The organism is Pseudomonas sp. fls2-241-R2A-110 (genome assembly GCF_030209165.1).
Lineage (GTDB): Bacteria > Pseudomonadota > Gammaproteobacteria > Pseudomonadales > Pseudomonadaceae > Aquipseudomonas.
In genome coordinates, this window is record NZ_JARVSN010000027.1 from 124,555 (window position 1) to 148,442 (window position 23,888).

The window sequence follows — 23,888 nt, forward strand, 5'->3', positions numbered from 1 at the left end:
GAGAAGGCGAAGGGCACGGACCCTTCGCCTTTTTTAAGCGTTTACGCGCCGACTACAATCGGCCTTGCCAGAGGCGGGACGACGGCGCTGGTGGGCGCGATGCCGGCTTCGAACTCATGGCGGAAGTATTTGATTGCGCTGCCCAATGGCTCCACGGCGCCCGGTGCGTGAGCACAGAAGGTCTTGCCTGGGCCGAGGAAACCGACCAGACCCAGCAGGGTCTCGATGTCGCCGGCTTGCCCTTCACCGTTCTCGATCGCACGCAGCAGCTTGACGCTCCACGGCAGACCGTCACGGCAAGGGGTGCAGAAGCCGCAGGATTCACGGGAGAAGAACTCTTCCATGTTGCGCAGCAGGGAAACCATGTTGACGCTGTCGTCCACCGCCATGGCCAGGCCAGTACCCATACGGGTGCCCACTTTGGCGATGCCGCCGGCGTACATTTGTGCGTCGAGGTGTTCCGGCAACAGGAAACCGGTACCGGCGCCGCCTGGCTGCCAGCACTTGAGCGTGTAACCGTCGCGCATGCCGCCGGCGTAGTCTTCGAACAACTCGCGACCGGTGACGCCGAATGGCAATTCCCACAGGCCCGGGTTCTTGACCTTGCCGGAGAAGCCCATGAGCTTGGTGCCCATGTCTTCACTGCCCGGGCGCGCCAACGATTTGTACCAGTCCACGCCGTCGGCAATGATCGCCGGCACGTTGCACAGGGTTTCAACGTTGTTCACGCACGTCGGCTTGCCCCACACGCCAACGGCGGCAGGGAAGGGCGGCTTGGAACGCGGATTGGCGCGGCGGCCTTCGAGGGAGTTGATCAGTGCGGTTTCTTCACCGCAGATGTAACGCCCGGCGCCGGTGTGGACGAACAGCTCGAAATCGAACCCACTGCCCAAAATGTTTTTACCCAACAACCCCGCTGCCTTGGCTTCTTCCACAGCACGGTTGAGGTGCTTGGCGGCGGTGGTGTATTCGCCACGCAGGAAGATGTAGCCACGGTAGGTTTTCAGCGCGCGAGCACTGATCAGCATGCCTTCGATCAGCAGATGGGGCAGTTGCTCCATCAGCATGCGGTCTTTCCAGGTGTTCGGTTCCATCTCGTCCGCGTTGCACAGCAGGTAGCGGATGTTGATGGATTCGTCTTTGGGCATCAGGCCCCACTTAACGCCAGTGGGGAAGCCTGCGCCGCCGCGACCTTTCAAGCCCGAATCCTTCACGGTCTGGACGATGTCGTCCTGAGCCATGTCGGCGAAGGCCTTGCGGGCAGCGGCGTAACCGTTCTTGGCCTGGTACTCGTCGAGCCAGACGGCTTCGCCATCATCACGCAGACGCCAGGTGAGCGGGTGGGTCTCGGCCGAACGCTTGATGCGGTTGGCTGGACCGAAGGAAGTCAGGGTCATACGTAGCCCTCGAGCAATTTGGCAACGCCGGCAGGCTGCACATCACCGAAAGTGTCGTCGTCGATCATCAACGCCGGCGCCTTGTCACAGTTGCCGAGGCAGCAGACCGGCAGCAGGGTGAATCGACCGTCGGCAGTGGTCTGCCCCAGGCCGATGCCCAGATTGCTCTGGATTTCGCTGACAACCGATTCGTGGCCGCCGATGTAGCAAACCATGCTGTCGCAGACGCGAATGATGTGGCGACCGACTGGCTGACGGAAGATCTGGCTATAGAACGTCGCCACCCCTTCAACGTCGCTGGCCGGAATGCCGAGGATTTCGCCGATGGCGTAGAGCGCGCCGTCAGGCACCCAGCCACGTTCCTTCTGGACGATCTTCAGGGCTTCGATCGACGCCGCGCGCGGGTCTTCGTAGTGATGCAGCTCGTGCTCGATGGCCGAGCGCTCGGTTTCACTCAAGGTGAAACGGTCTGTCTGGATAAGCGTGCTATTCATGCTTAGCGGTCCACGTCGGCCATAACGAAATCGATACTACCCAGGTACGCAATCAAGTCCGCGACCATGCTGCCTTTGATCACCGAAGGGATCTGCTGCAGGTGCGGGAAGCTTGGCGTACGAATCCGGGTGCGGTAGCTCATGGTGCCGCCATCGCTCGTCAGGTAATAACTGTTGATGCCCTTGGTCGCTTCGATCATCTGGAAGGATTCGTTGGCCGGCATGACCGGGCCCCACGAAACTTGCAGGAAGTGCGTGATCAGGGTCTCGATGTGCTGCAGCGTGCGCTCTTTGGGCGGCGGCGTGGTCAGCGGGTGATCCGCCTTGTACGGGCCTTCCGGCATGTTGCGCATGCACTGCTCGATGATCTTGATGCTCTGGCGCATTTCTTCGACACGCACGATGCAACGGTCGTAGGCATCGCCATTGGCGGCCAGCGGCACTTCGAATTCGAAGTTCTCGTAACCGGAGTACGGGCGTGCTTTACGCAGGTCAAAGTCGCAACCGGTTGAACGCAGGCCTGCACCGGTGACGCCCCATTCGAAGGCTTCCTTGGTGTTGTAGGCGGCGACGCCGATGGTCCGGCCTTTGAGGATGCTGTTGTCCAGTGCGGCTTTCTGGTATTCGTCCAGACGCTTTGGCATCCACTCGACGAAGTCTTTCACCAGTTTTTCCCAGCCGCGTGGCAGGTCGTGGGCGACGCCACCGATGCGGTACCAGGCCGGGTGCAGACGGAAACCGGTAATGGCTTCGATCACCGTGTACGCCTTCTGGCGGTCGGTGAAGGTGAAGAACACCGGGGTCATGGCGCCGACGTCCTGGATGTATGTACCCAGGAACAGCAGGTGGCTGGTGATCCGGAAGAACTCGGCCATCATGATGCGGATGACGTCGACCTTCTCGGGCACCTTGATGCCGGCCAGCTTCTCGACCGAGAGCACGTACGGCAGGTTGTTCATCACGCCGCCGAGGTAGTCGATACGGTCGGTGTACGGAATGAAGCTGTGCCAGGACTGACGCTCGGCCATCTTCTCGGCACCACGGTGGTGGTAGCCAACGTCAGGCACGCAGTCGACGATCTCTTCACCGTCCAGCTGCAGGATGATGCGGAACGCACCGTGCGCCGAAGGGTGGTTGGGGCCGAGGTTGAGGAACATGTAGTCCTCGTTCGCGCCGGAACGTTTCATGCCCCAGTCTTCAGGCTTGAAGCGCGCGGCTTCTTCCTCAAGCTGTTGCTTGGCCAGGGTCAGGCTGAACGGATCGAACTCGGTGGCGCGAGCCGGGAAGTCCTTGCGCAGCGGGTGACCTTCCCAAGTCGGCGGCATCATGATGCGGGTCAGGTGCGGGTGGCCGGCAAAGTTGATGCCGTACATGTCCCACACTTCACGCTCGTACCAGTTGGCGTTTGGCCAGATACCGGTCACGGTCGGCACGCTAAGGTCGCTCTCGGACAAGGCGACCTTGATCATTACGTCACTATTACGCTCGATCGACATCAAGTGATAGAACACAGTGAAGTCGGCGCCGCTTGGCAGCCCTTGACGCTTGGTGCGCAGACGCTCGTCCACGCCGTGCAGGTCATAGAGCATGACGTACGGCTTGGGCAGGTTGCGCAGGAAGGTCAGGACTTCGACGAGTTTGGCCCGGGCAACCCAAAGCACCGGCATGCCGGTGCGGGTAGGCTGGGCGGTGAACGCCTCGGGGCCAAAACGGTTATTCAGTTCGACGACCACATCCTGGTCGTCTGCCTTATAAGGCGGGATGTACAGAGCACTGCCTGTAGTCATGGTTATTTATCGCTTTCGGTCAACGTAAAGAATGAAGCCAGTGTCTTGTTCTTTTAAAGAAGCAGATCTGGATCAGACTTCGTCGGGGCTGCGCAGGTTGGTGACTGCGATTCGCTGTTCGCGGCGCTTTTCCTTCTCGGAAGGCATCTCGGCGCGGTACACGCCTTGATCGCCGACGACCCAGGAAAGCGGACGACGCTCCTGTCCAATCGACTCTTGCAAGAGCATCAAGCCTTGCAGGAACGCTTCAGGACGGGGCGGGCAGCCAGGCACGTAGACGTCCACGGGCAGGAACTTGTCCACCCCTTGAACGACTGAGTAGATGTCGTACATGCCACCGGAGTTGGCGCACGAACCCATGGAGATAACCCATTTAGGTTCGAGCATTTGCTCGTAGAGACGCTGAATGATCGGCGCCATCTTGATGAAGCAGGTACCGGCGATAACCATGAAATCCGCCTGACGCGGCGATGCCCGGATAACCTCGGCGCCAAAGCGCGCGATGTCGTGGGGCGCCGTGAAGGCGGTGGTCATTTCCACGTAGCAGCACGAAAGACCGAAGTTATACGGCCACAGGGAGTTCTTGCGCCCCCAGTTGATCGTGCCGTTAAGCACGTCTTCGAGCTTGCCCATGAAGATGTTTTTGTGGACTTGATCTTCTAACGGATCGGAAACGGTTTCCCGTTCGCCAATCGGATACTGCTCGTTAGGAGCATCGGGGTCGATCCTGGTGAGATTGTATTGCATTGCCAAAGCCTCATTGTTTCAGCTTCGCCTGCCGCTTGCGACGAGCTTCCGGAGCCCAGTCAAGGGCGCCCACTCGGAACAGGTAGACAAGACCTGCCAACAGAATTGCTATGAAAACGAGAGCTTCGACGAATCCGGTCCAGCCGCTTTCGCGGACGGACACAGACCAGGCAAAGAGAAAGAGGGCTTCGATATCGAAGATCACGAAGAGCATCGCGACCAGATAGAATTTGGCTGAGAGCCGCAAGCGGGCGCCACCTGTAGGTAGCATGCCGGACTCGAACGGTTCGTTTTTGCTGCGACCCCAGGCTTTTGACCCGAGAAGGCTGGAGACGCCGAGCATGAAGGCGCAGAGGCCGACAACGCCCAGAAGGAAAATGGCAAAGCCCCAGTTGTGGGCCATGAGTCCTGTCGCTTCGGGCATGCTGGTAATCCTTAACAGAGAGCAAAGGTCTCTGAGCTTGATAAAGAAACAAAGCAGTGACGATATGTCGCAGCAATCAATCCCGCTGATTTTATGGCACAACACTCTGCAAGTAAAATTCCTATAGCGAAATTATTTATAGGAATAAGGACATAGCGCACCTCCAAAAGCCCGCGGCCCATGCGTTGCGGGCATTAGCCGGCATTTCATCAATATTGTTTTGTCGGAAATGTAACGAACATAGTTACCGCTAAATGATAATCAATATTGTTTGAGTCGGTTTTTAAACTGTTTAACGGGATGATGACCGGGAAGTTGTCTTATATGCGCATTACTGCAAGTAGCAGGCGGGGTCGTTTTACCGTGTTTCTCTGATGGGGAAACTGCTCTGGATCAATGATTTTCTCCCGGTTATCTGACCCATGTGGGAGCGAGCTTGCTCGCGATGGCGGCTGTCCAGTCGAAGCTGTACCGACTGACATTCCGCTATCGCGAGCAAGCTCGCTCCCACAGGACTTGGCGGTGTTGTTTAAATCTCAGGCAAAAAAACGCCCCGAACCAGTCGGGGCGTCAGATGTGCGGCGTTGCGGTTAGCTTTCTATTCGATCCGCAGCGGCCGTTTGCTCAGGCGAAGCAGATCAGTGGAACTGTTCTTCTTCGGTCGAACCGGTCAGTGCGGTTACCGAGGACGAGCCACCTTGAATCACGGTGGTCATGTCGTCGAAGTAGCCGGTGCCCACTTCCTGCTGGTGAGCCACGAAGGTGTAACCCTTGGCGGCGTCAGCGAACTCTTGCTCTTGCAGTTTCACGTAGGCAGTCATGTCGTTGCGGGCGTAGTCGTGCGCCAGGTTGAACATGCTGTGCCACATGTTGTGAATGCCGGCCAGGGTGATGAACTGGTGCTTGTAACCCATGGCGGACAGTTCGCGCTGGAACTTGGCGATGGTCGCGTCGTCCAGGTTTTTCTTCCAGTTGAAGGAAGGCGAGCAGTTGTACGACAGCAGTTGGTCCGGGTATTCCTTCTTGATCGCTTCAGCGAAGCGACGAGCCTCGTCCAGATCCGGCTTGGCGGTTTCGCACCAGATCAGGTCGGCGTACGGCGCGTAAGCCAGGCCGCGAGCGATCGCTTGGTCGAGACCGGCGCGCACTTTGTAGAAGCCTTCCTGGGTGCGTTCGCCAGTCACGAATGGCTGGTCGTACGGGTCGCAGTCCGACGTCAGCAGGTCAGCAGCGTTTGCGTCGGTACGGGCCAGGATGATGGTCGGCGTGCCGGCAACGTCAGCTGCCAAACGAGCAGCAGTCAGCTTCTGTACAGCTTCCTGGGTAGGAACCAGTACCTTGCCGCCCATGTGGCCGCATTTTTTCACGGAAGCCAGTTGGTCTTCGAAGTGAACGCCGGCGGCGCCTGCTTCGATCATGCTTTTCATCAGCTCGTAAGCGTTCAGAACGCCGCCGAAACCGGCTTCAGCGTCAGCCACGATTGGCGCGAAGTAGTCGATGTAGCCTTCGTCGCCCGGGTTCTTGCCGGCTTTCCACTGGATCTGGTCAGCACGACGGAACGAGTTGTTGATGCGCTTGACCACGGTTGGAACCGAATCCACCGGGTACAGCGACTGGTCCGGGTACATCGATTCTGCGGAGTTGTTGTCCGCAGCAACCTGCCAGCCCGACAGGTAGATCGCCTGGATACCGGCTTTAACTTGTTGTACAGCCTGGCCGCCGGTCAGGGCGCCCATGCAGTTGACGAAATCTTTCTCAGGACGGAAGGACGGCTTGGCGCCCTGGGTGACCAGGTTCCAGAGCTTCTCGGCGCCCATTCTTGCAAGGGTGTGCTCAGGTTGAACCGAGCCACGCAGGCGGACGACGTCAGCAGCGGAGTAAGCGCGTGTCACGCCTTTCCAGCGTGGGTTTTCAGCCCAATCTTTTTCGAGGGCTGCAATTTGCTGTTCGCGTGTCAGTGCCATGGAGATAAACCTCGTCGCATAGGTCTGGGGTGGAAAATTCCTGCTCCTGCCCACTACGCAAATCAGGCGTAAGGGGCTGCTCGCTGACCAGAAGCTTAGGTGGTCAAGTCGGATTCGGCGGGGATGGCGACGGGATGAACGATGGGCTCGAGGGGAAGTGAGCAGGTAAGGGCGAACTGGCGAGCGGATTCGGGCGTCGTGGGCCTTTATACGAACTTCAGTGTGGAGCCGGGTTACCTAATTACGCTTCCGTCCCTCGGGACAACTTCGTTCCAGTCGGCAACCTCGTCAAACACACCTTGTGGGCGGTACAGACACGAAACGGCTCGCGGGGTAGGTGCGAGCGACGCTTCGAAGGCCCTTGCCAGGGCCCCTGATTAGCGGGAGCGAGGCCATCATGCCTTTGCTTTTTTCGATCGTCAAACGTTTTGTAGTGCTTTTTTTGTGGCACTACATCTTTGGTCTAATACGACTAATCAGTCAGTTTTCGGTGGTTTAGTCCAAAGTATCGACTTTCACCCGCAGGGTCATGTCATCCCGGCCCTGAGTCGAGTAGCTGCGGCCCAGACCCTGTTTGTCAGCTTGAGTCTCGCGGTTCACGCCGGCCAAGGTAATCCATTCGCCGAGGCGCCCCGTGACAGTTGTGTCGGTGCTTTGCACATTCACTACATCGGGACGTTCCTGGCTCATGCGGTCACGGTTGGTGCTGATCGCCAGATGAACGATGTCGCCGGTGACGCTGGCGGTGACATAGAACCCCTGGGTGACGTTTCGGTATTCAGTCTGGCTGCGCAGGTCACCGTAGGAATCGGTCTGTGCGCTGGTCAGCGGTACGCTTTGGCCGACCTGTATCAACGCTGGAGTACCTTCGCTGGCCTGAATTTGCTGGATGCCGCCATCACGGCTGTCGGTGCTGCGATTGATGATGCGCGTCTGGCTCGGTTTCGCACCGTTGACTGAATATCCCTGGTTGCCCTGGAAGTTGTTTTCGTTAGTGTCGACGGTAATCAGCAAACGCTTGGCTGCAACATCGAGTTGGGAGATCAGGGCCTTAAGTTCGTCGATCTTGCGCTGATCAGCATTGACAATGAGCTGGTTGCCATAGGCGCTGACCTGGCCTTCCTTGCCTATGAAATTTTGTGCCATCGGCAGCATATCGTCACTCGTGCGGTAGTTCAGGGGCACGATCTCGGTAGCTGCCATGGCCGAAAAACTGCAGCTGAGCAGCAGCGTGGTGAGCAGGGTGCGTAGGGACATATCCGTTATCTCCGCCATCTTGAAGTGTTGATATTGCCAGTTTGTCGGCCTGGGGTGGGGCAAGTTGAATCGCAGACAGCAAAACGCCCCGGTATCCGAAGATGACGGGGCGTTTTGTGGTGTTCTTGACGCCGCTATCGCGAGCAAGCTCGCTCCCACAGGGGAATGCATTCCAATTGTGGGAGCGAGCTTGCTCGCGACTGCCGCGCCGCGGCGTCAGGCCGAGTGACGCACCATGTCCACGTGCGGAATCCCGGCTTCCAGGAACTCCTCGCTGACCATGCTGAAGCCCAGGCGCTCGTAGAACGCCGTGGCCTGCACTTGCGCGCTCAGCATTTGCTGCTTCAGTCCGCGCTTCTCGGCTTCACCGATCACCGCGTGCATCAGCGCATCGCCAACTTTCAAGCCGCGCCAGTCTTTGAGCACCGACACCCGGCCGACGTGACCGTCGGGCAACAAGCGTGCGGTGCCAATCGGAAAGTCGCCCTCATAGGCCAGGAAATGCACCGCTGTTGCGTCATCAGCATCCCATTCCAGTTCAGGTGGAACGGATTGCTCGGCGATGAACACCGTCTCACGAATGCGCCGGATCTCGGCGATATCCTTCTGCCAGTCTGCGACACGTACGTGAATTTTATTCATCGGCAAACCCCAGGCTTCCTTGCTTGATCAGTTCGCACAGCAGGCCGCGACCCTCTTCGTCGCTCAGCCACTCGCCGAGATTGTCGATGTGCAGGGCGTCGGCGGAGCAAATCAATTTCAACAGATCGCGCAGTTTGCCCGGCAGGTAGCGGCTCTGGCCGCTGGCGAACAACAGCAGGTCGTCGTCCACTTCCGACCATGCAAGACGCGCACTTGGGTTGCGGATCATTACGGCGCCTTGCTCGAGGCTGGCGAGCAGATCGTCTTCTTCGACTTCTTCCGGGCCAACCACCAGTTCCGGGTAGCGCGGCTCGGTCATGAACTGGCCGAACCAGGTCAGCAGCAGACGCTCGTCGCTCATGTGCTCGGCCAGCAGGGCCTTCAAGCGATCGAGGGCGTCGTGCTGGATCTGATGCGGGTCGACCGCTGGCAAGGCGTCGGCGTCGGTGTAGCGCTCTTCGTCAGACAGGAACTGGCTGAGGAAGTCAGTGAAGTGGGTCAGCACTTCAGCGGCGCTTGGTGCGCGGAAGCCAACCGAATACGTCAGGCAGTCGTCGACGGCCACGCCGCAATGGGCCAGGCGTGGCGGCAGGTAAAGCATGTCGCCCGGCTCCAGCACCCATTCATCGGTGGCTTCGAAATCAGCCAGGATGCGCAGGTCGGCATGTTTCAGCATCGGGCTCTCGGCATCGCACATCTGGCCGATTTTCCAATTGCGCTTGCCGTGGCCTTGCAGCAGGAACACGTCGTAGTTGTCGAAGTGCGGACCAACGCTGCCGCCTGGGGCGGCGAAGCTGATCATCACGTCGTCGATGCGCCAGCTCGGCAGGAAACGGAAGCTCTCCAGCAGTTCGGCGACTTCCGGTACGAACTGGTCAACGGCTTGAACCAGCAGGGTCCAGTCGCGTTCCGGCAGCTTGCTGAATTCGTCTTCGGCGAAGGGGCCGCGACGCAACTCCCAAGGACGCTCGCCGTTTTCGATGATCAGGCGCGACTCAACTTCTTCTTCCAGCGCCAGGCCGGCCAGTTCGTCGGCATCGATCGGGCTTTCGAATTCAGGAATCGCCTGGCGGATCAGCAGCGGTTTCTTCTGCCAGTAGTCGCGCATGAATTCGCGCGCCGTGATGCCACCCAGAAGTTGAAGAGGAATGTCAGGATTCATGTGTAACCTATTGAAAAAAAGCACTTTTCAGACGGGAATAAAAACGCCCGGCGCTGCCGGGCGTCTCAAACGGGTACAGCGGTCGATCAGATGCGTCTGGCTTGCTCTACAGCGTTACCGATGTAGTTCGCCGGGGTGAGCAATTTGAGCTCGGCCTTGGCGGCGGCTGGCATGTCCAGGCCGTCGATGAAAGTTTGCAGCGCTTCAGGGCTGATGCCCTTGCCACGGGTCAACTCTTTCAGTTTTTCGTACGGGTTTTCGATGTTGTAGCGGCGCATCACGGTCTGGATCGGCTCGGCCAACACTTCCCAGCAAGCGTCCAGGTCAGCAGCGATCTTCTGGGCGTTGAGCTCCAGTTTGCTGATGCCTTTGAGGCTGGCTTCGTACGCGATCACGCTGTGGGCGAAGCCGACACCGAGGTTACGCAGTACGGTGGAGTCGGTCAGGTCGCGCTGCCAGCGGGAGATTGGCAGTTTGCTCGCCAGGTGCTGGAACAGTGCGTTGGCGATGCCCAGGTTGCCTTCGGAGTTTTCGAAGTCGATCGGGTTGACCTTGTGCGGCATGGTCGAGGAACCGATTTCGCCAGCGATGGTGCGCTGTTTGAAATAACCCAGGGAAATGTAGCCCCAGATGTCGCGGTCGAAGTCGATCAGAATGGTGTTGAAGCGAGCGATCGCGTCGAACAGCTCGGCGATGTAGTCGTGCGGTTCGATCTGCGTGGTGTACGGGTTGAAGCCCAGACCCAGTTCGTCTTCGATGAAGGCGCGAGCGTTTTCTTCCCAGTCGATCTCAGGGTAGGCCGACAGGTGAGCGTTGTAGTTGCCGACAGCGCCGTTGATCTTGCCCAGCAGCGGAACGGCGGCGACCTGAGCGATTTGACGCTCCAGACGGTAAACCACGTTCGCCAGCTCTTTGCCCAAGGTGGTCGGCGATGCCGGTTGACCGTGGGTGCGCGACAGCATCGGCACGTCGGCGAAGCGGATGGCCAGTTCGCGGATGGCGTCGCAGGTCTGGCGCATCAGCGGCAGCATCACGTCATCACGGCCTTCGCGCAGCATCAGGGCGTGGGACAGGTTGTTGATGTCCTCGCTGGTGCAGGCAAAGTGGATGAATTCGCTGACCTTGGCCAGTTCCGGCAGCTTGGCCGCTTGCTCTTTGAGCAGGTACTCGATGGCTTTGACGTCGTGGTTGGTGGTGCGCTCGATCTCTTTGACACGCTCGGCGTGCTCCAGAGCGAAGTTGTCCGCCAGGGTGTTCAGCACAGCGTTGGCTTCGGCGGAGAACGCCGGCACTTCGCTGATGCCTGGGTGAGCGGCCAGGCGCTGGAGCCAGCGCACTTCAACCAGGACGCGAGCACGGATCAGACCGTATTCGCTGAAAATTGGGCGCAGGGCCTGGGTTTTGCCGGCGTAGCGGCCGTCAACAGGGGAAACCGCAGTGAGCGAAGAAAGCTGCATGGGGTGTTCTCGGACAGTCGGGCAACGAAATGGGGCGCGTATCATACATGAAAAAATCCGCCGGTCCGTTGCCAACTGACCGGCGTATTACGCGTTACAGATTTGAAGCCGTGTTGCGGGCGCGGTTCAGCTGCTGCGCATCAGCGGGTAAAGCTCTTTGAGTAACTTGCGACGGCTGATCACCAACTGCCAGCGATGACCGCCCAACTGCCGCCACAGGCGCGCCGAACGAATACCTGCCAGCAAGAGGGCGCGGATTTTCGAGGCGTTGCTGGGTTGCTGCAGGTTGCGCATGTCGCCGTGGACCTGAATCCGTTGGCGCAGGGTGCTCAGCGTGTCTTGGTACAGCGCGCCGCAGGCGGCGATCACATTTTCGTGCGCCGGGCCGAAGTGCTCGACCTGGGATTGAATCTGCGGCAGGCGCTTGCCGATCGCGTCGAGCATGTCGCCACGCTTGGCCAGTTGGCGCTCAAGGCCGAGCATGGCCAAGGCATAGCGCAACGGCTCGCGCTGCAGGGTGCTCGGGTCGCGTTCCAGCGCGCCGATCAAGGCGCGGTAGCCTTCACGCAGGTTGATGTCGTCGCCGCCGTACACCTCGAGAGTGTCCTTTGGGTCACGAATCAGCAGGCTGCCGAGCATGCAGGTCAGGCCGGCTTCGCTGGTCTGGCCGGTCTTGGCAATCTTGTCGACGAGGACGGCGGCGAGAAACACGCCGCCCAGCGCCGTCAGTTGCTCCTGAGTGGGGCTCATGCCTTGCTGCTCCAGGGTTCTGCGATTTCAATCACGCCACCGCCGAGGCAGATTTCACCGTCATAGAACACCACCGACTGGCCCGGGGTGACCGCGCGTTGCGGGTCATCGAAGGTTGCGCGGTAACCGGTGGCGGTCTTTTCCAGCGTGCAAGGTTGATCGCTCTGGCGATAACGGACCTTGGCGGTGAGCTTGCGCGGTTCGCTCAGATCAATCGGGTTGACCCAGTAGATGTCTGAGGCGAGCAGGGCGCGGGAGAACAGGTAAGGGTGATCATTGCCCTGGCCAACGATCAGCTCGTTGTGTTCCAGGTCCTTGATCAGCACGTACCAAGGCTCGTCACCGGCGTCCTTCAAGCCGCCGATGCCCAGGCCCTGGCGCTGGCCGATGGTGTGATACATCAAGCCGTGGTGGCGGCCGATGACTTCACCTTCGGTGGTCTTGATCTCGCCTGGCTGGGCCGGCAGGTATTGCTTGAGGAAGTCGCTGAAGCGGCGTTCGCCGATAAAGCAGATCCCGGTGGAGTCCTTTTTCTTCGCGGTTGCCAGTTCGTGTTTCTCGGCAATTGCGCGCACTTCGGGCTTTTCCAGTTCGCCGACCGGGAACAGGGTCTTGGCGATCTGTTCACCGCCGACAGCGTGCAGGAAGTAACTCTGGTCCTTGTTCGGGTCCAGGCCCTTGAGCAGTTCGGTGCGGCCATCGATGTCACGGCGGCGCACGTAGTGGCCGGTGGCGATCAGGTCGGCGCCGAGCACCATGGCGTAGTCGAGGAACGCCTTGAACTTGATCTCGCGGTTACACAGGATGTCCGGGTTTGGCGTGCGCCCGGCCTTGTATTCGGCCAGGAAGTGTTCGAACACGTTGTCCCAGTACTCGGCGGCGAAGTTGGCGGTGTGCAGCTTGATGCCAATCTTGTCGCACACGGCCTGGGCGTCCGCCAGGTCATCCATGGCGGTGCAGTATTCCGTTCCATCGTCTTCTTCCCAGTTCTTCATGAACAGGCCTTCCACCTCATAGCCCTGCTCGATCAGCAGGAGAGCGGAAACGGAAGAGTCCACGCCGCCGGACATGCCGACAATGACGCGCTTCTTTTGTGTGTCAGAAGGGGCTGGATCACGCATAGGGATTCAATGAGTGTCTTGAAAAAGGACGCGATTCTAGCAGGCCGAAGCCCGCAAGGCTAAAGAGAAGGGCGGATCAGTTCGAGACCGAAGTGTTTACCGTCCAGATAATCATCGATACAGCGGATGATCAGCTCACTGCGCCAGTTTGCGCGCTGTGCCATCAGTTCGTCACGCGTCAGCCACTTTGCGCCGACGATACCGTCGTCCAGTTGATAGTCGGGGTGGTGTTTGAGCGGTTTTGCGGTGAAGCAGACGCGCTGGTAGGTCACGCCGTTGCTTGGCGCGGTGTAGAGGTAAATGCCCACCACGCCGGTCGGCTCCACGTCCCAGCCGGTTTCTTCAAGGGTTTCACGCACGGCGGCGTCGATCAGGGTTTCGTCCGGGTCGAGGTGGCCGGCGGGTTGGTTGAGCACCGTTCGTCCGTGCTTGAGTTCTTCGACCATCAGGAAGCGGCCGTTGTCTTCGACGATGGTGGCGACAGTGATGTGGGGTTTCCAGTCCATAAAGCTTCCTCAATTTTCTATGTTGGAACAAAGATCATGTGGGAGCGAGCTTGCTCGCGATAGCGGTGGGTCAGTCAATATCAGCGTTGAATGATAAACCGCTATCGCGAGCAAGCTCGCTCCCACATTTGTCCGGTGTTCACATTGAACTGTGCGGCAGAAACAGAAACCCCGGCACTGGGCCGGGGCTTCTTTGCATCCTTACAACCTTAAACCAGCGCAGCGATCGCGGCGTTGAAGGTGTTGCTCGGGCGCATGGCCTTGCTGATCAGCTCGGCATTGGCGTGGTAGTAACCGCCGATGTCCACTGGCTTGCCCTGAACAGCGTTGAGCTCGGCAACGATGGTCGCCTCGTTCTCGGCCAGGGTCTTGGCCAGTTGGCTGAACTGTGCTTGCAGTGCAGCGTCCTCAGTCTGGGCTGCCAGGGCTTGAGCCCAGTACAGCGCCAGGTAGAAGTGGCTGCCGCGGTTGTCGATGTTGCCGACTTTGCGCGATGGCGACTTGTTGTTGTCCAGGAACTGGCCAGTGGCCTGATCCAGGGTCTTGGCCAGCACCAGCGCTTTAGGGTTGTTGTAAGTAACACCCAGGTGCTCGAGGGAAGCGGCCAGGGCCAGGAACTCGCCCAGGGAATCCCAGCGCAGGAAGTTTTCTTCCAGCAGTTGCTGAACGTGCTTCGGTGCCGAACCGCCAGCGCCGGTTTCGAACAGGCCGCCGCCATTCATCAGCGGCACGATCGACAGCATCTTGGCGCTGGTGCCCAGTTCCATGATCGGGAACAGGTCGGTCAGGTAGTCGCGCAGTACGTTGCCGGTCACCGAGATGGTGTCCTTGCCTTCGCGGGTGCGGCCCAAAGTGAAGGCCATCGCGTCGACAGGCGACATGATGCGGATGTCCAGGCCGGAAGTGTCGTGATCCTTCAGGTAAGCCTGAACTTTCTCGATCACCACGCCGTCGTGGGCGCGCATCGGGTCCAGCCAGAAAATAGCCGGGGTAGCGCTTGCGCGAGCACGGTTGACGGCCAGTTTGACCCAGTCCTGGATCGGCGCGTCTTTGGTCTGGCACATGCGGAAGATGTCGCCGGCTTCAACCGACTGTTCCAGCAGTGTGCGGCCAGCGCTGTCGGAAACCCGAACCACGCCGTTGCTCTTGATCTGGAAAGTCTTGTCGTGCGAGCCGTACTCTTCGGCTTTTTTCGCCATCAGGCCAACGTTTGGCACGCTGCCCATGGTGGTTGGATCGAAAGCGCCGTGCAGCTTGCAGTCTTCGATCACCGCCTGGTAGATGGTGGCGTAGCAGCGATCCGGGATCACGGCCTTGGTGTCGTGCAGTTGACCGTCGGTGCCCCACATCTTGCCGGAGTCACGGATCATCGCTGGCATCGAGGCGTCGACGATGACGTCGCTCGGCACGTGCAGGTTGGTGATGCCTTTGTCGGAGTTGACCATGGCCAACGACGGACGAACGGCGTAGACCGCCTGGATGTCCGCTTCGATCTGCGCTTGTTGCTCGGCCGGCAAAGCCTTGATGCGAGCGTACAGGTCGCCGATGCCGTTGTTCAGGTTGAAGCCGATCTGAGCCAGCACATCAGCGTGCTTGGCCAGTGCGTCTTTATAGAACTCGGCAACGATCTGGCCGAACATGATCGGGTCGGAGACCTTCATCATGGTGGCTTTCAAGTGAACCGACAGCAGCACGCCTTTTTGCTTGGCGTCTTCGATCTCGGCGGCAATGAAGCTGCGCAGTGCGTTTTTGCTCATGACGGCGCAATCGAGGATCTCACCGGCTTGCACGGTGGTTTTTTCTTTCAGGACGGTGGTGGTGCCGTCTTGAGCGATCAGTTCGATTTTGACCGCGTCAGCGGCGTCGATCAGGGCGGCTTTTTCGCTGCCGTAGAAATCGCCGGTGCTCATGTGCGCGACGTGGGACTTGGAGTCTTTGGCCCAGGCGCCCATTTTGTGCGGGTGCTTGCGTGCGTAGTTCTTGACCGACAGTGGCGCACGACGGTCGGAGTTGCCTTCGCGCAGAACCGGGTTTACGGCGCTGCCCTTGATCTTGTCGTAACGGGATTTGGCGAGCTTGTCGGCGTCGCTGGTCACGGTTTCCGGGTAATCCGGCAGTGCGAAGCCCTGGGCTTGCAGCTCTTTGATCGCGGCTTGCAGCTGCGGAACCGAGGCACTGATGTTCGGCAGCTTGATGATGTTGGCTTCAGGCGTAACGGCCAGGTCGCCCAGTTCGGCGAGGTGGTCGGCTACGGCTTTGTCACCCAATTGCTCGGGGAAGCTGGCCAGGATGCGCCCTGCAAGAGAGATATCGCGGGTTTCAACGGCGATATCAGCCGAGGCGGTGAACGCCTCTACGATAGGCAACAGTGAATAGGTGGCGAGGGCGGGAGCTTCGTCGGTGAAGGTATAGATGATCTTCGAGCGGGTGGGCATATTCGGATTAACTCTCTCTTCTTTGCTAAAGCGTGCGCAGAAACTCGAGGGGCGCCGGGTAAAGCGCGTTCGTTCAAAGTCATCCATGAGCCGAATGTCGAGGTTTCTTTGCGGTGATGTTGGGTGCATCGGTCGAGCGTCAAGCGGGTGGGTTGCGGTAACAACCCTGCTTTTTCTGGCCCCAAGCCTCGGCTACTTGTTCAGTTGCAGGAGAGGTCGGCCGTTGTGACTCTGTGGTCAGCGGGCGGCATTATACATAGGTAGCTGGCAATCTGCCGATGGTTCATACGTAACGATGCACGTCCATTGGTCTAAAGGTCGCAGGGACCCGTGGGGCGTAGAGTCTTGCACCGTGCTTGAGTTTGGCGCTTTTCCCTTTGCTTTCAGGCTTGTACGTCGCGAACTGCGTAGCTTTGCGGCAGATGGTTGGAACATAGGGTTTGCGTGCCGATTTAACTGGGGTACGCTCGAACGAAGCCAGATGTTCAATCCAAACAATGGAGTTCAGCATGGGATACAAGAAGATTCAGGTTCCAGCAGTCGGCGACAAAATCACCGTCAACGCGGACCATTCTCTCAATGTTCCTAACAACCCGATCATCCCCTTCATCGAAGGCGATGGTATTGGCGTTGATATCAGCCCGGTCATGATCAAGGTTGTCGATGCTGCTGTTAAGAAGGCTTACGGCGGCGAGCGCAAAATTTCCTGGATGGAAGTCTATGCCGGGGAGAAAGCGACTCAGGTTTACGATCAGGACACTTGGCTGCCTCAGGAAACCCTGGACGCGGTCAAGGATTACGTGGTTTCCATCAAGGGCCCTCTGACCACCCCGGTCGGTGGCGGCATCCGTTCGCTGAACGTGGCCCTGCGTCAGCAGCTCGACCTGTATGTCTGCCTGCGTCCGGTACGCTGGTTCGAAGGCGTGCCGAGCCCGGTCAAGAAGCCAGGCGATGTCGACATGACGATCTTCCGCGAGAACTCGGAAGACATCTACGCCGGTATCGAGTGGAAAGCCGGCTCGCCGGAAGCGACCAAGGTCATCAAGTTTTTGAAAGATGAAATGGGCGTCACCAAGATCCGTTTCGACGAAAACTGCGGTATCGGCATCAAGCCGGTTTCCCTGCAAGGCACCAAGCGTCTGGCGCGCAAGGCTCTGCAATATGTGGTCGACAACGACCGCGATTCGCTGACCATCGTGCACAAAGGCAACATCATGAAGTTCACCGAAGGTGCCTTCAAGGAATGGGCCTACGAAGTGGCGGCTGAAGAGTTCGGCGCGACCCTGCTCGATGGCGGTCCGTGGATGCAGTTCAAGAACCCGAAAACCGGCAAGAACGTTATCGTCAAGGACGCCATCGCCGACGCCATGCTCCAGCAGATCCTGCTGCGCCCGGCCGAGTACGATGTGATCGCGACCCTGAACCTCAACGGCGACTACCTCTCCGACGCCCTGGCGGCCGAAGTGGGCGGTATCGGTATCGCGCCGGGTGCCAACCTGTCCGACACCATTGCGATGTTCGAAGCGACCCACGGTACTGCGCCGAAATACGCCGGCAAGGACCAGGTCAACCCGGGCTCGCTGATCCTGTCCGCAGAGATGATGCTGCGTCACATGGGCTGGACCGAAGCAGCTGATCTGATCATCAAGGGCACCAACGGCGCAATTTCCGCCAAGACCGTGACCTATGACTTCCATCGTTTGATGGAAGGCGCGAAGCTGCTGTCTTCGTCCGCGTTCGGTGATGCGTTGATTTCGCACATGTAAGCCGCATATGTAAGCGAATCAGCATTAAAAAAACCGCCTTCGGGCGGTTTTTTCATGACTGGATGATCTGTTGCGTCAGCTCGACACCGATTCCTGTTTGACGGAAGGTATCGTTTGTTCGATGGCAGGGATCGCCGCCGTGATGTTCACGGCATGCAAGCCCTTGGGCCCCTGGATGATCTTGAAGTTTACGGCTTGCCCGGCCTTGAGGGTTTTGTAGCCTTCCATCTCAATGGCCGAATAGTGGGCAAAGAAATCGATTTCCTTGCCGTCCTCATCGTGTCCTTCTCTGGCGTCGGTGTTAATGAAACCGAATCCCTTTGCATTGTTGAACCACTTCACCTTACCGACTGGCATACCCATATCCCTCTGCAACAGACTCCATCACTGGAGTATCATCCAGTACATCCGCAGTCAGTCTCTATAATTAAGATTGACTCCGCGGACCTTTTTTACCCACTGTGGGCTCTATTGGTTGTAACACCGATTTCCCGATAGTCAAGGTGACCAGGCAGTCGGAGTTGAAATCGACGTTGGCCGCCCCCACCACTGTATTTGAACAACTGACGAACCTTTCTTTCCATGCATGCAATCAGCCAGATTCGACTAACATTCAATCAGGATCGCCCGGCTCTCCAAAAAGAACACCCGGGAGCTCAAGACGACGATTCCGCAGGCATTGCTGTTCAGGAGGCAAAGCCTGCACTACAGGCGCCGCCGATGTACAAGGTGGTTTTGTTCAATGATGACTACACACCGATGGATTTCGTCGTCGAAGTGCTCGAGGTGTTTTTTAACCTGAATCGGGAGCTGGCGACCAAGGTCATGCTGGCCGTCCACACAGAAGGACGGGCAGTATGTGGAGTGTTTACCCGCGACATCGCCGAGACTAAGGCCATGCAGGTCAACCAGTACGCCAGGGAAAGCCAGCATCCGCTACTCTGTGAAATCGAGAAGGACGGTTAATCGCCGACCACTTGGGTATGAGGTGAAGCTATGTTAAACCGCGAGCTCGAAGTCACCCTCAATTTAGCCTTCAAGGAGGCTCGATCGAAGCGTCATGAATTCATGACCGTCGAACACCTCCTGCTGGCCCTATTGGATAATGAGGCTGCCGCCACCGTTTTGCGTGCCTGCGGCGCAAACCTCGACAAACTCAAGCATGATCTGCAGGAGTTCATCGACTCCACCACGCCATTGATCCCTATCCATGACGAGGATCGCGAAACCCAGCCAACCCTGGGCTTCCAGCGTGTCCTGCAGCGTGCTGTTTTCCACGTACAGAGCTCGGGCAAACGCGAAGTGACTGGCGCCAACGTGCTGGTCGCAATCTTCAGTGAGCAAGAGAGTCAGGCAGTGTTCCTGCTGAAACAGCAGAGCGTTGCGCGCATTGATGTCGTCAACTACATCGCTCATGGTATTTCCAAAGTGCCTGGGCATGGCGATCACTCTGAAGGTGAGCAAGATATGCAGGACGACGAGGGCGGTGAGTCTTCTTCTTCAGGCAATCCTCTGGATGCTTATGCCAGCAACCTCAACGAACTCGCGCGCCAGGGGCGTATCGATCCGTTGGTCGGCCGTGAGCTGGAAGTCGAGCGTGTCGCGCAGATCCTGGCGCGTCGTCGCAAAAACAATCCGCTGTTGGTAGGCGAGGCGGGCGTGGGTAAAACCGCGATTGCCGAAGGCCTGGCCAAGCGTATTGTCGACAACCAGGTGCCGGACCTGCTGGCCAACAGCGTGGTGTATTCCCTCGATCTGGGAGCCCTGCTGGCCGGGACCAAATACCGTGGCGATTTCGAGAAGCGCTTCAAGGCGTTGCTCAATGAGCTGAAAAAACGTCCGCAGGCGATCCTGTTCATCGACGAAATCCACACCATCATCGGTGCGGGTGCCGCGTCCGGTGGCGTCATGGATGCCTCGAACCTGCTCAAGCCACTGCTGTCGTCGGGTGATATCCGTTGCATCGGTTCGACCACGTTCCAGGAATTCCGCGGGATCTTCGAGAAGGATCGGGCCTTGGCTCGGCGCTTCCAGAAGGTCGATGTGTCGGAGCCGTCGGTGGAAGACACCATCGGCATCCTGCGCGGCCTGAAAGGTCGTTTCGAAGCGCACCACAACATCGAATACAGCGATGAGGCGTTGCGTGCCGCTGCTGAACTGGCGTCGCGCTACATCAATGACCGGCACATGCCGGACAAAGCCATCGATGTCATCGACGAGGCGGGCGCCTATCAGCGTCTGCAGCCGATCGAGAAACGCGTGAAACGCATCGAAGTGCCTCAGGTCGAGGACATCGTTGCGAAAATCGCGCGGATTCCGCCAAAACACGTCACCAGCTCCGACAAAGAGCTGCTGCGTAACCTTGAGCGTGACCTGAAGCTGACCGTATTCGGCCAGGATGCCGCGATCGACTCGCTGTCGACTGCGATCAAACTGTCCCGCGCCGGTCTCAAGTCGCCTGACAAGCCTGTTGGTTCGTTCCTGTTCGCAGGGCCGACCGGTGTCGGTAAAACCGAAGCGGCACGTCAGTTGGCCAAGGCCTTGGGGATCGAACTGGTTCGCTTCGACATGTCCGAGTACATGGAGCGCCACACCGTATCGCGTCTGATCGGTGCACCTCCAGGCTATGTCGGGTTCGATCAGGGCGGTCTGCTGACCGAAGCCATCACCAAGCAGCCTCACTGTGTGCTGTTGCTCGATGAGATCGAGAAGGCGCATCCGGAAGTCTTCAACCTGCTGTTGCAGGTGATGGACCACGGTACGCTGACCGATAACAACGGGCGCAAGGCGGACTTCCGTAACGTGATCGTCATCATGACGACCAACGCCGGTGCCGAAACTGCGGCTCGCGCTTCGATCGGTTTCACCCATCAGGACCATTCGTCCGATGCGATGGAAGTGATCAAGAAGAGCTTCACGCCGGAGTTCCGCAACCGTCTGGACACCATTATCCAGTTTGGTCGCCTCAGTCATGAGGTCATCAAAAGCGTGGTGGACAAGTTCCTTACCGAGCTTCAGGCGCAGTTGGAAGACAAGCGCGTGCAGCTGGAAGTGACCGACGCTGCGCGTGGCTGGCTGGCGGCAAGTGGCTACGATACGGCGATGGGCGCTCGTCCTATGGCGCGTTTGATTCAGGACAAGATCAAGCGTCCGCTGGCGGAAGAGATCCTGTTTGGCGAGTTGGCCGACCATGGCGGTGTGGTTCATATCGATTTGAAGGATGGCGAGCTGACCTTCGATTTTGAGACCACGGCTGAGATGGCCTGACGGTTGTTGATCTGTTGTAAAGCTAGAGGCGCCTTCGGGCGCCTTTTTGCTGTTTGGGGTTTGGGTGTATATCCGTTGCTGCGGTAACGGCGGCTGGCGGTTTCGCCCTTACGGCGACTCACTTTTTTGACAAACGCCTCAAAAAAGTAAGCAAAAAAACGCTTGCTCCTACGTTCGGCCCGCTCGCTGAGGCTCGGGGTTCCTTCGCTCCGGGATCCATCCGGGGGGCATCGCCTCCGGTTTGCTTCGCTGCACCTCCTCTCGATGTGTTCGACTTCGTCGAACGGTCGCTGCGCTTCCACCCCGGATGAATCCCTCCTCTCAGCCTTCCGACGTCGCCCGTGGATCAAGATCAAGAGCTGTAGCCGAGCTAACGCTCATCCTGTTGAGTGGTGAGAAGCGGATGCACACCCATCCCCTGTAGGAGCTGTCGAGTGAAACGAGGCTGCGATCTTTTGATCTTGCTGTGGCTGTGGCTGTGGCTTTAGATCTTGATCTGCTTTTGATCTTTCGCCCCTTCGGCAGGCCGAGCGTAGGTGTCCATCAGGGGGTTAGGCGCGTAGCGCCGTGCGGCGAAGCCGCACACATCGAGAGGAGGTCGAAGCGAAGCCGACCGGAGGCGATGCCCCCTGATGGACACCGTAGCGAGGGTACGCGGAGCCCTAGCGAGGCGCCGTACGCCGGGGCGAAGCCTTTTGCTTACTTTTCGGCGTCTGGAAAAGTGAGTCGCTGTAAGAGCGAAACCATAATCAGCCGTTACCGCAGCAACGGATATACACCCAAAACCCAAGAACCCAAAACCCCAAAACCCCAAAACCCCAAAACCCAGGCCCCCACCAAATCGCAGACAAACAAAAACGCCCGGCATAAACCGGGCGTTTTGTATTGACTTGATTAGCGAGCGCGGTAAGTGATGCGCCCTTTGCTCAAGTCATAGGGCGTCAGCTCGACGCGCACTTTGTCACCGGTAAGAATACGAATGTAGTTCTTGCGCATCTTGCCGGAGATATGCGCGGTTACGACGTGCCCATTTTCCAACTCCACACGAAACATGGTGTTGGGCAGGGTGTCGACGACAGTGCCTTCCATTTCGAAGCTGTCTTCTTTCGACATGCAGTAAAGCCCTCGGTGTCCAATGAATGGCCCGGTGCAACTGCGCCAGGCAAAAGCGGCGTGCATTGTGCCCGAAAAATGGGGTTTAAGCCAAGGGGTTCTAGTTCAGGATGACCCAGCGTTGATTAATCAGCAGTTCGATAGGGCGATATTGGGTCTTGTAACTCATCTTTTTGCAGTTCTTGATCCAATAGCCGAGGTAGACGGCTTCCAGGCCAAGGCGCTTGGCCTCGGCGATCTGCCAGAGGATCGCGTAGCGCCCCAGGCTGCGGCGTTCTTCTTCGGGTTCGTAGAAGGTGTAGACCGCCGACAAACCGTTTGGCAGTAAGTCAGTGACGGCCACCGCCACGAGTCGGCCTTCAAGGCGAAATTCGTAAAAGCGTGAAAACGGCAGGTCACGCACCAGGAAGGTCGAAAACTGGTCACGGCTCGGCGGGTACATGTCGCCGTCGGCGTGCCGCTGCTCGATGTAACGCTGGTAGAGGTCGAAGTACTCTTCGCTGTATTGCGGCCTGGCAGGACGCACTTGCAAGTCGACGTTGCGTTTGAAAATGCGTTTCTGCTGACGGTTGGGCGTAAATTGCGCCACGGGGATGCGCGCCGGAACGCACGCATTGCAATTCTGGCAATGAGGCCGGTAGAGATGATCGCCGCTGCGACGAAAACCCATTTCAGACAGATCTGCGTAGACATGCACATCCATGGGCTGACTAGGGTCGAGGAACAGCGTGGTGGCCTGCTCCTCGGGCAGATAACTGCAAGAGTGGGGCTGAGTGGCATAGAACTTCAAACGCGCCAACTCGGTCATGATCAACCCTCGGGATAAGCTTTTGCATTAAGTGTAAGCCACGCGCGCAAATGTCGCTCAGCAAACCCAGGTGGCACGGCTGGGTTGATCCAGATGCTGCGCAAGGTAGCCGGCAAATTCGCGGCGGGGAATCGCCCTGGCCCCCAGGCTGTGCAGATGGTCGGTCGGCATCTGGCAATCGATCAGCACAAAACCCGAGTCTTTCAGATGTCGCACCAGTGTGGCAAAACCAAATTTTGAGGCGTTGTCAGCGCGGCTGAACATGGACTCGCCAAAAAACAGCTGCCCCATCGCCAGGCCATAGAGCCCGCCAACCAGCACGCCATCGTCCCAGACCTCCACGGAATGCGCGTAGCCGCGCCTGTGTAGTTCGAGGTACGCGGTCTGCATCGCTTCGGTAATCCAGGTGCCGTCGGCGTAATCGCGTGGTGCGGCGCAGGCGGCAATGACCGAGGCGAAATCCTGATCGAAGGTCACTTGATAGCGTTGCTGGCGCAGCAATTTGTTCAGGCTGCGCGAGACATGCAGTTCGTCGGGAAACAGCACCGTGCGTGGATCCGGCGACCACCAGAGGATCGGCTGTCCCTCCGAGAACCACGGAAAGCAGCCGTGACGATACGCCTGAATCAGACGATCGGCAGACAGGTCGCCGCCTGCGGCCAGCAGACCGTTGGGGTCGCGCATGGCTTTTTCCAGCGGCGGGAAGGTCAGGGTATTGCGTTGTAACCAAGTCAGCATGGCATCCGGGCTTGCAGAAGGGGAGGGCGGTGGCGGGCCGTTGGGCCCGCCGT

Annotated in this window: 21 protein-coding genes; 3 read left to right on the forward strand and 18 right to left on the reverse strand. The window is 58.6% G+C overall.

The window, feature by feature from the left end:
* Positions 1-41 precede the first annotated feature (41 nt).
* From nuoF to QRN31_RS22840, 14 genes are all read right to left on the reverse strand, one after another.
* Entirely contained in the window at positions 42-1,397 is a 1,356-nt protein-coding gene (nuoF, locus tag QRN31_RS22775) for an NADH-quinone oxidoreductase subunit NuoF (RefSeq protein WP_090185654.1), read from the reverse strand.
* Complete coding sequence (gene nuoE, locus QRN31_RS22780; protein WP_007946422.1) at positions 1,394-1,891, reverse strand: NADH-quinone oxidoreductase subunit NuoE; 498 nt, start codon at positions 1,889-1,891, stop codon at positions 1,394-1,396. The genes nuoF and nuoE overlap by 4 nt, the downstream gene beginning before the upstream one ends.
* 2 nt (positions 1,892-1,893) lie before the next feature.
* Positions 1,894-3,678 carry an NADH-quinone oxidoreductase subunit C/D gene (nuoC, locus tag QRN31_RS22785; RefSeq protein WP_090185651.1) on the reverse strand — a complete coding sequence of 595 codons (1,785 nt, stop codon included), beginning with the start codon at positions 3,676-3,678 and terminating at the stop codon, positions 1,894-1,896.
* A gap of 72 nt (positions 3,679-3,750) precedes the next feature.
* Complete coding sequence (locus tag QRN31_RS22790; protein ID WP_007946424.1) at positions 3,751-4,425, reverse strand: NuoB/complex I 20 kDa subunit family protein; 675 nt, start codon at positions 4,423-4,425, stop codon at positions 3,751-3,753.
* Between the two features lie 10 nt (positions 4,426-4,435).
* A complete protein-coding gene (locus QRN31_RS22795; protein WP_003223812.1) occupies positions 4,436-4,849 on the reverse strand; it encodes an NADH-quinone oxidoreductase subunit A in 414 nt (137 codons plus the stop codon).
* A 638-nt stretch (positions 4,850-5,487) separates the two neighbouring features.
* Positions 5,488-6,813, reverse strand: coding sequence for an isocitrate lyase (gene aceA, locus QRN31_RS22800; protein WP_090185648.1), 1,326 nt, complete (start codon positions 6,811-6,813; stop codon positions 5,488-5,490).
* Positions 6,814-7,308: 495 nt separating this feature from the next.
* A complete protein-coding gene (locus QRN31_RS22805) occupies positions 7,309-8,070 on the reverse strand; it encodes a secretin N-terminal domain-containing protein (RefSeq protein WP_285434697.1) in 762 nt (253 codons plus the stop codon).
* Between the two features lie 216 nt (positions 8,071-8,286).
* Positions 8,287-8,712: a GNAT family N-acetyltransferase gene (locus tag QRN31_RS22810; RefSeq protein WP_222587616.1), complete on the reverse strand. Its 426-nt coding sequence runs from the start codon at positions 8,710-8,712 to the stop codon at positions 8,287-8,289.
* A complete protein-coding gene (locus QRN31_RS22815) occupies positions 8,705-9,874 on the reverse strand; it encodes a ribosomal protein uL16 3-hydroxylase (protein WP_285434698.1) in 1,170 nt (389 codons plus the stop codon). Before QRN31_RS22815 ends, QRN31_RS22810 begins: the two co-directional genes overlap by 8 nt.
* 86 nt (positions 9,875-9,960) lie before the next feature.
* Positions 9,961-11,331, reverse strand: coding sequence for an adenylosuccinate lyase (purB, locus tag QRN31_RS22820; RefSeq protein WP_208669034.1), 1,371 nt, complete (start codon positions 11,329-11,331; stop codon positions 9,961-9,963).
* 126 nt (positions 11,332-11,457) lie between these two features.
* Positions 11,458-12,081: a high frequency lysogenization protein HflD gene (hflD, locus tag QRN31_RS22825; RefSeq protein ID WP_285434699.1), complete on the reverse strand. Its 624-nt coding sequence runs from the start codon at positions 12,079-12,081 to the stop codon at positions 11,458-11,460.
* Complete coding sequence (mnmA, locus tag QRN31_RS22830; RefSeq protein WP_285434700.1) at positions 12,078-13,202, reverse strand: tRNA 2-thiouridine(34) synthase MnmA; 1,125 nt, start codon at positions 13,200-13,202, stop codon at positions 12,078-12,080. The genes hflD and mnmA overlap by 4 nt, the downstream gene beginning before the upstream one ends.
* A 59-nt stretch (positions 13,203-13,261) precedes the next feature.
* Positions 13,262-13,708 (reverse strand): NUDIX hydrolase, encoded by a 447-nt coding sequence (locus tag QRN31_RS22835; RefSeq protein WP_285434702.1) that lies wholly within the window; start codon positions 13,706-13,708, stop codon positions 13,262-13,264.
* Positions 13,709-13,917: 209 nt separating this feature from the next.
* On the reverse strand, positions 13,918-16,143 hold the full coding sequence (locus tag QRN31_RS22840) for an NADP-dependent isocitrate dehydrogenase (RefSeq protein ID WP_285434703.1): 2,226 nt from the start codon (positions 16,141-16,143) through the stop codon (positions 13,918-13,920).
* Positions 16,144-16,652: 509 nt separating this feature from the next.
* On the opposite strand from QRN31_RS22840, the gene icd reads away from it, so the two are divergent.
* A complete protein-coding gene (icd, locus tag QRN31_RS22845; protein WP_010458895.1) occupies positions 16,653-17,909 on the forward strand; it encodes an NADP-dependent isocitrate dehydrogenase in 1,257 nt (418 codons plus the stop codon).
* A gap of 75 nt (positions 17,910-17,984) precedes the next feature.
* Here icd and QRN31_RS22850 read toward each other — a convergent pair whose 3' ends face one another.
* Positions 17,985-18,266, reverse strand: coding sequence for a cold shock domain-containing protein (locus tag QRN31_RS22850; RefSeq protein WP_285434704.1), 282 nt, complete (start codon positions 18,264-18,266; stop codon positions 17,985-17,987).
* A 225-nt stretch (positions 18,267-18,491) separates the two neighbouring features.
* Between QRN31_RS22850 and clpS the strand changes: the two genes are divergently transcribed.
* The gene (clpS, locus tag QRN31_RS22855; RefSeq protein ID WP_090185621.1) at positions 18,492-18,875 is read left to right on the forward strand and encodes an ATP-dependent Clp protease adapter ClpS; all 384 of its coding nucleotides are present in this window, start codon (positions 18,492-18,494) and stop codon (positions 18,873-18,875) included.
* A 30-nt stretch (positions 18,876-18,905) separates the two neighbouring features.
* On the forward strand, positions 18,906-21,176 hold the full coding sequence (clpA, locus tag QRN31_RS22860) for an ATP-dependent Clp protease ATP-binding subunit ClpA (RefSeq protein ID WP_090185618.1): 2,271 nt from the start codon (positions 18,906-18,908) through the stop codon (positions 21,174-21,176).
* 894 nt (positions 21,177-22,070) lie between these two features.
* Here clpA and infA read toward each other — a convergent pair.
* From infA to aat, 3 genes are all read right to left on the reverse strand, one after another.
* Positions 22,071-22,289, reverse strand: coding sequence for a translation initiation factor IF-1 (gene infA, locus QRN31_RS22865; RefSeq protein WP_002553999.1), 219 nt, complete (start codon positions 22,287-22,289; stop codon positions 22,071-22,073).
* A gap of 100 nt (positions 22,290-22,389) precedes the next feature.
* A complete protein-coding gene (locus QRN31_RS22870; RefSeq protein WP_222587609.1) occupies positions 22,390-23,097 on the reverse strand; it encodes an arginyltransferase in 708 nt (235 codons plus the stop codon).
* Between the two features lie 57 nt (positions 23,098-23,154).
* Complete coding sequence (gene aat / locus QRN31_RS22875) at positions 23,155-23,835, reverse strand: leucyl/phenylalanyl-tRNA--protein transferase (RefSeq protein ID WP_285434707.1); 681 nt, start codon at positions 23,833-23,835, stop codon at positions 23,155-23,157.
* Between the last annotated feature and the right edge of the window lie 53 nt (positions 23,836-23,888).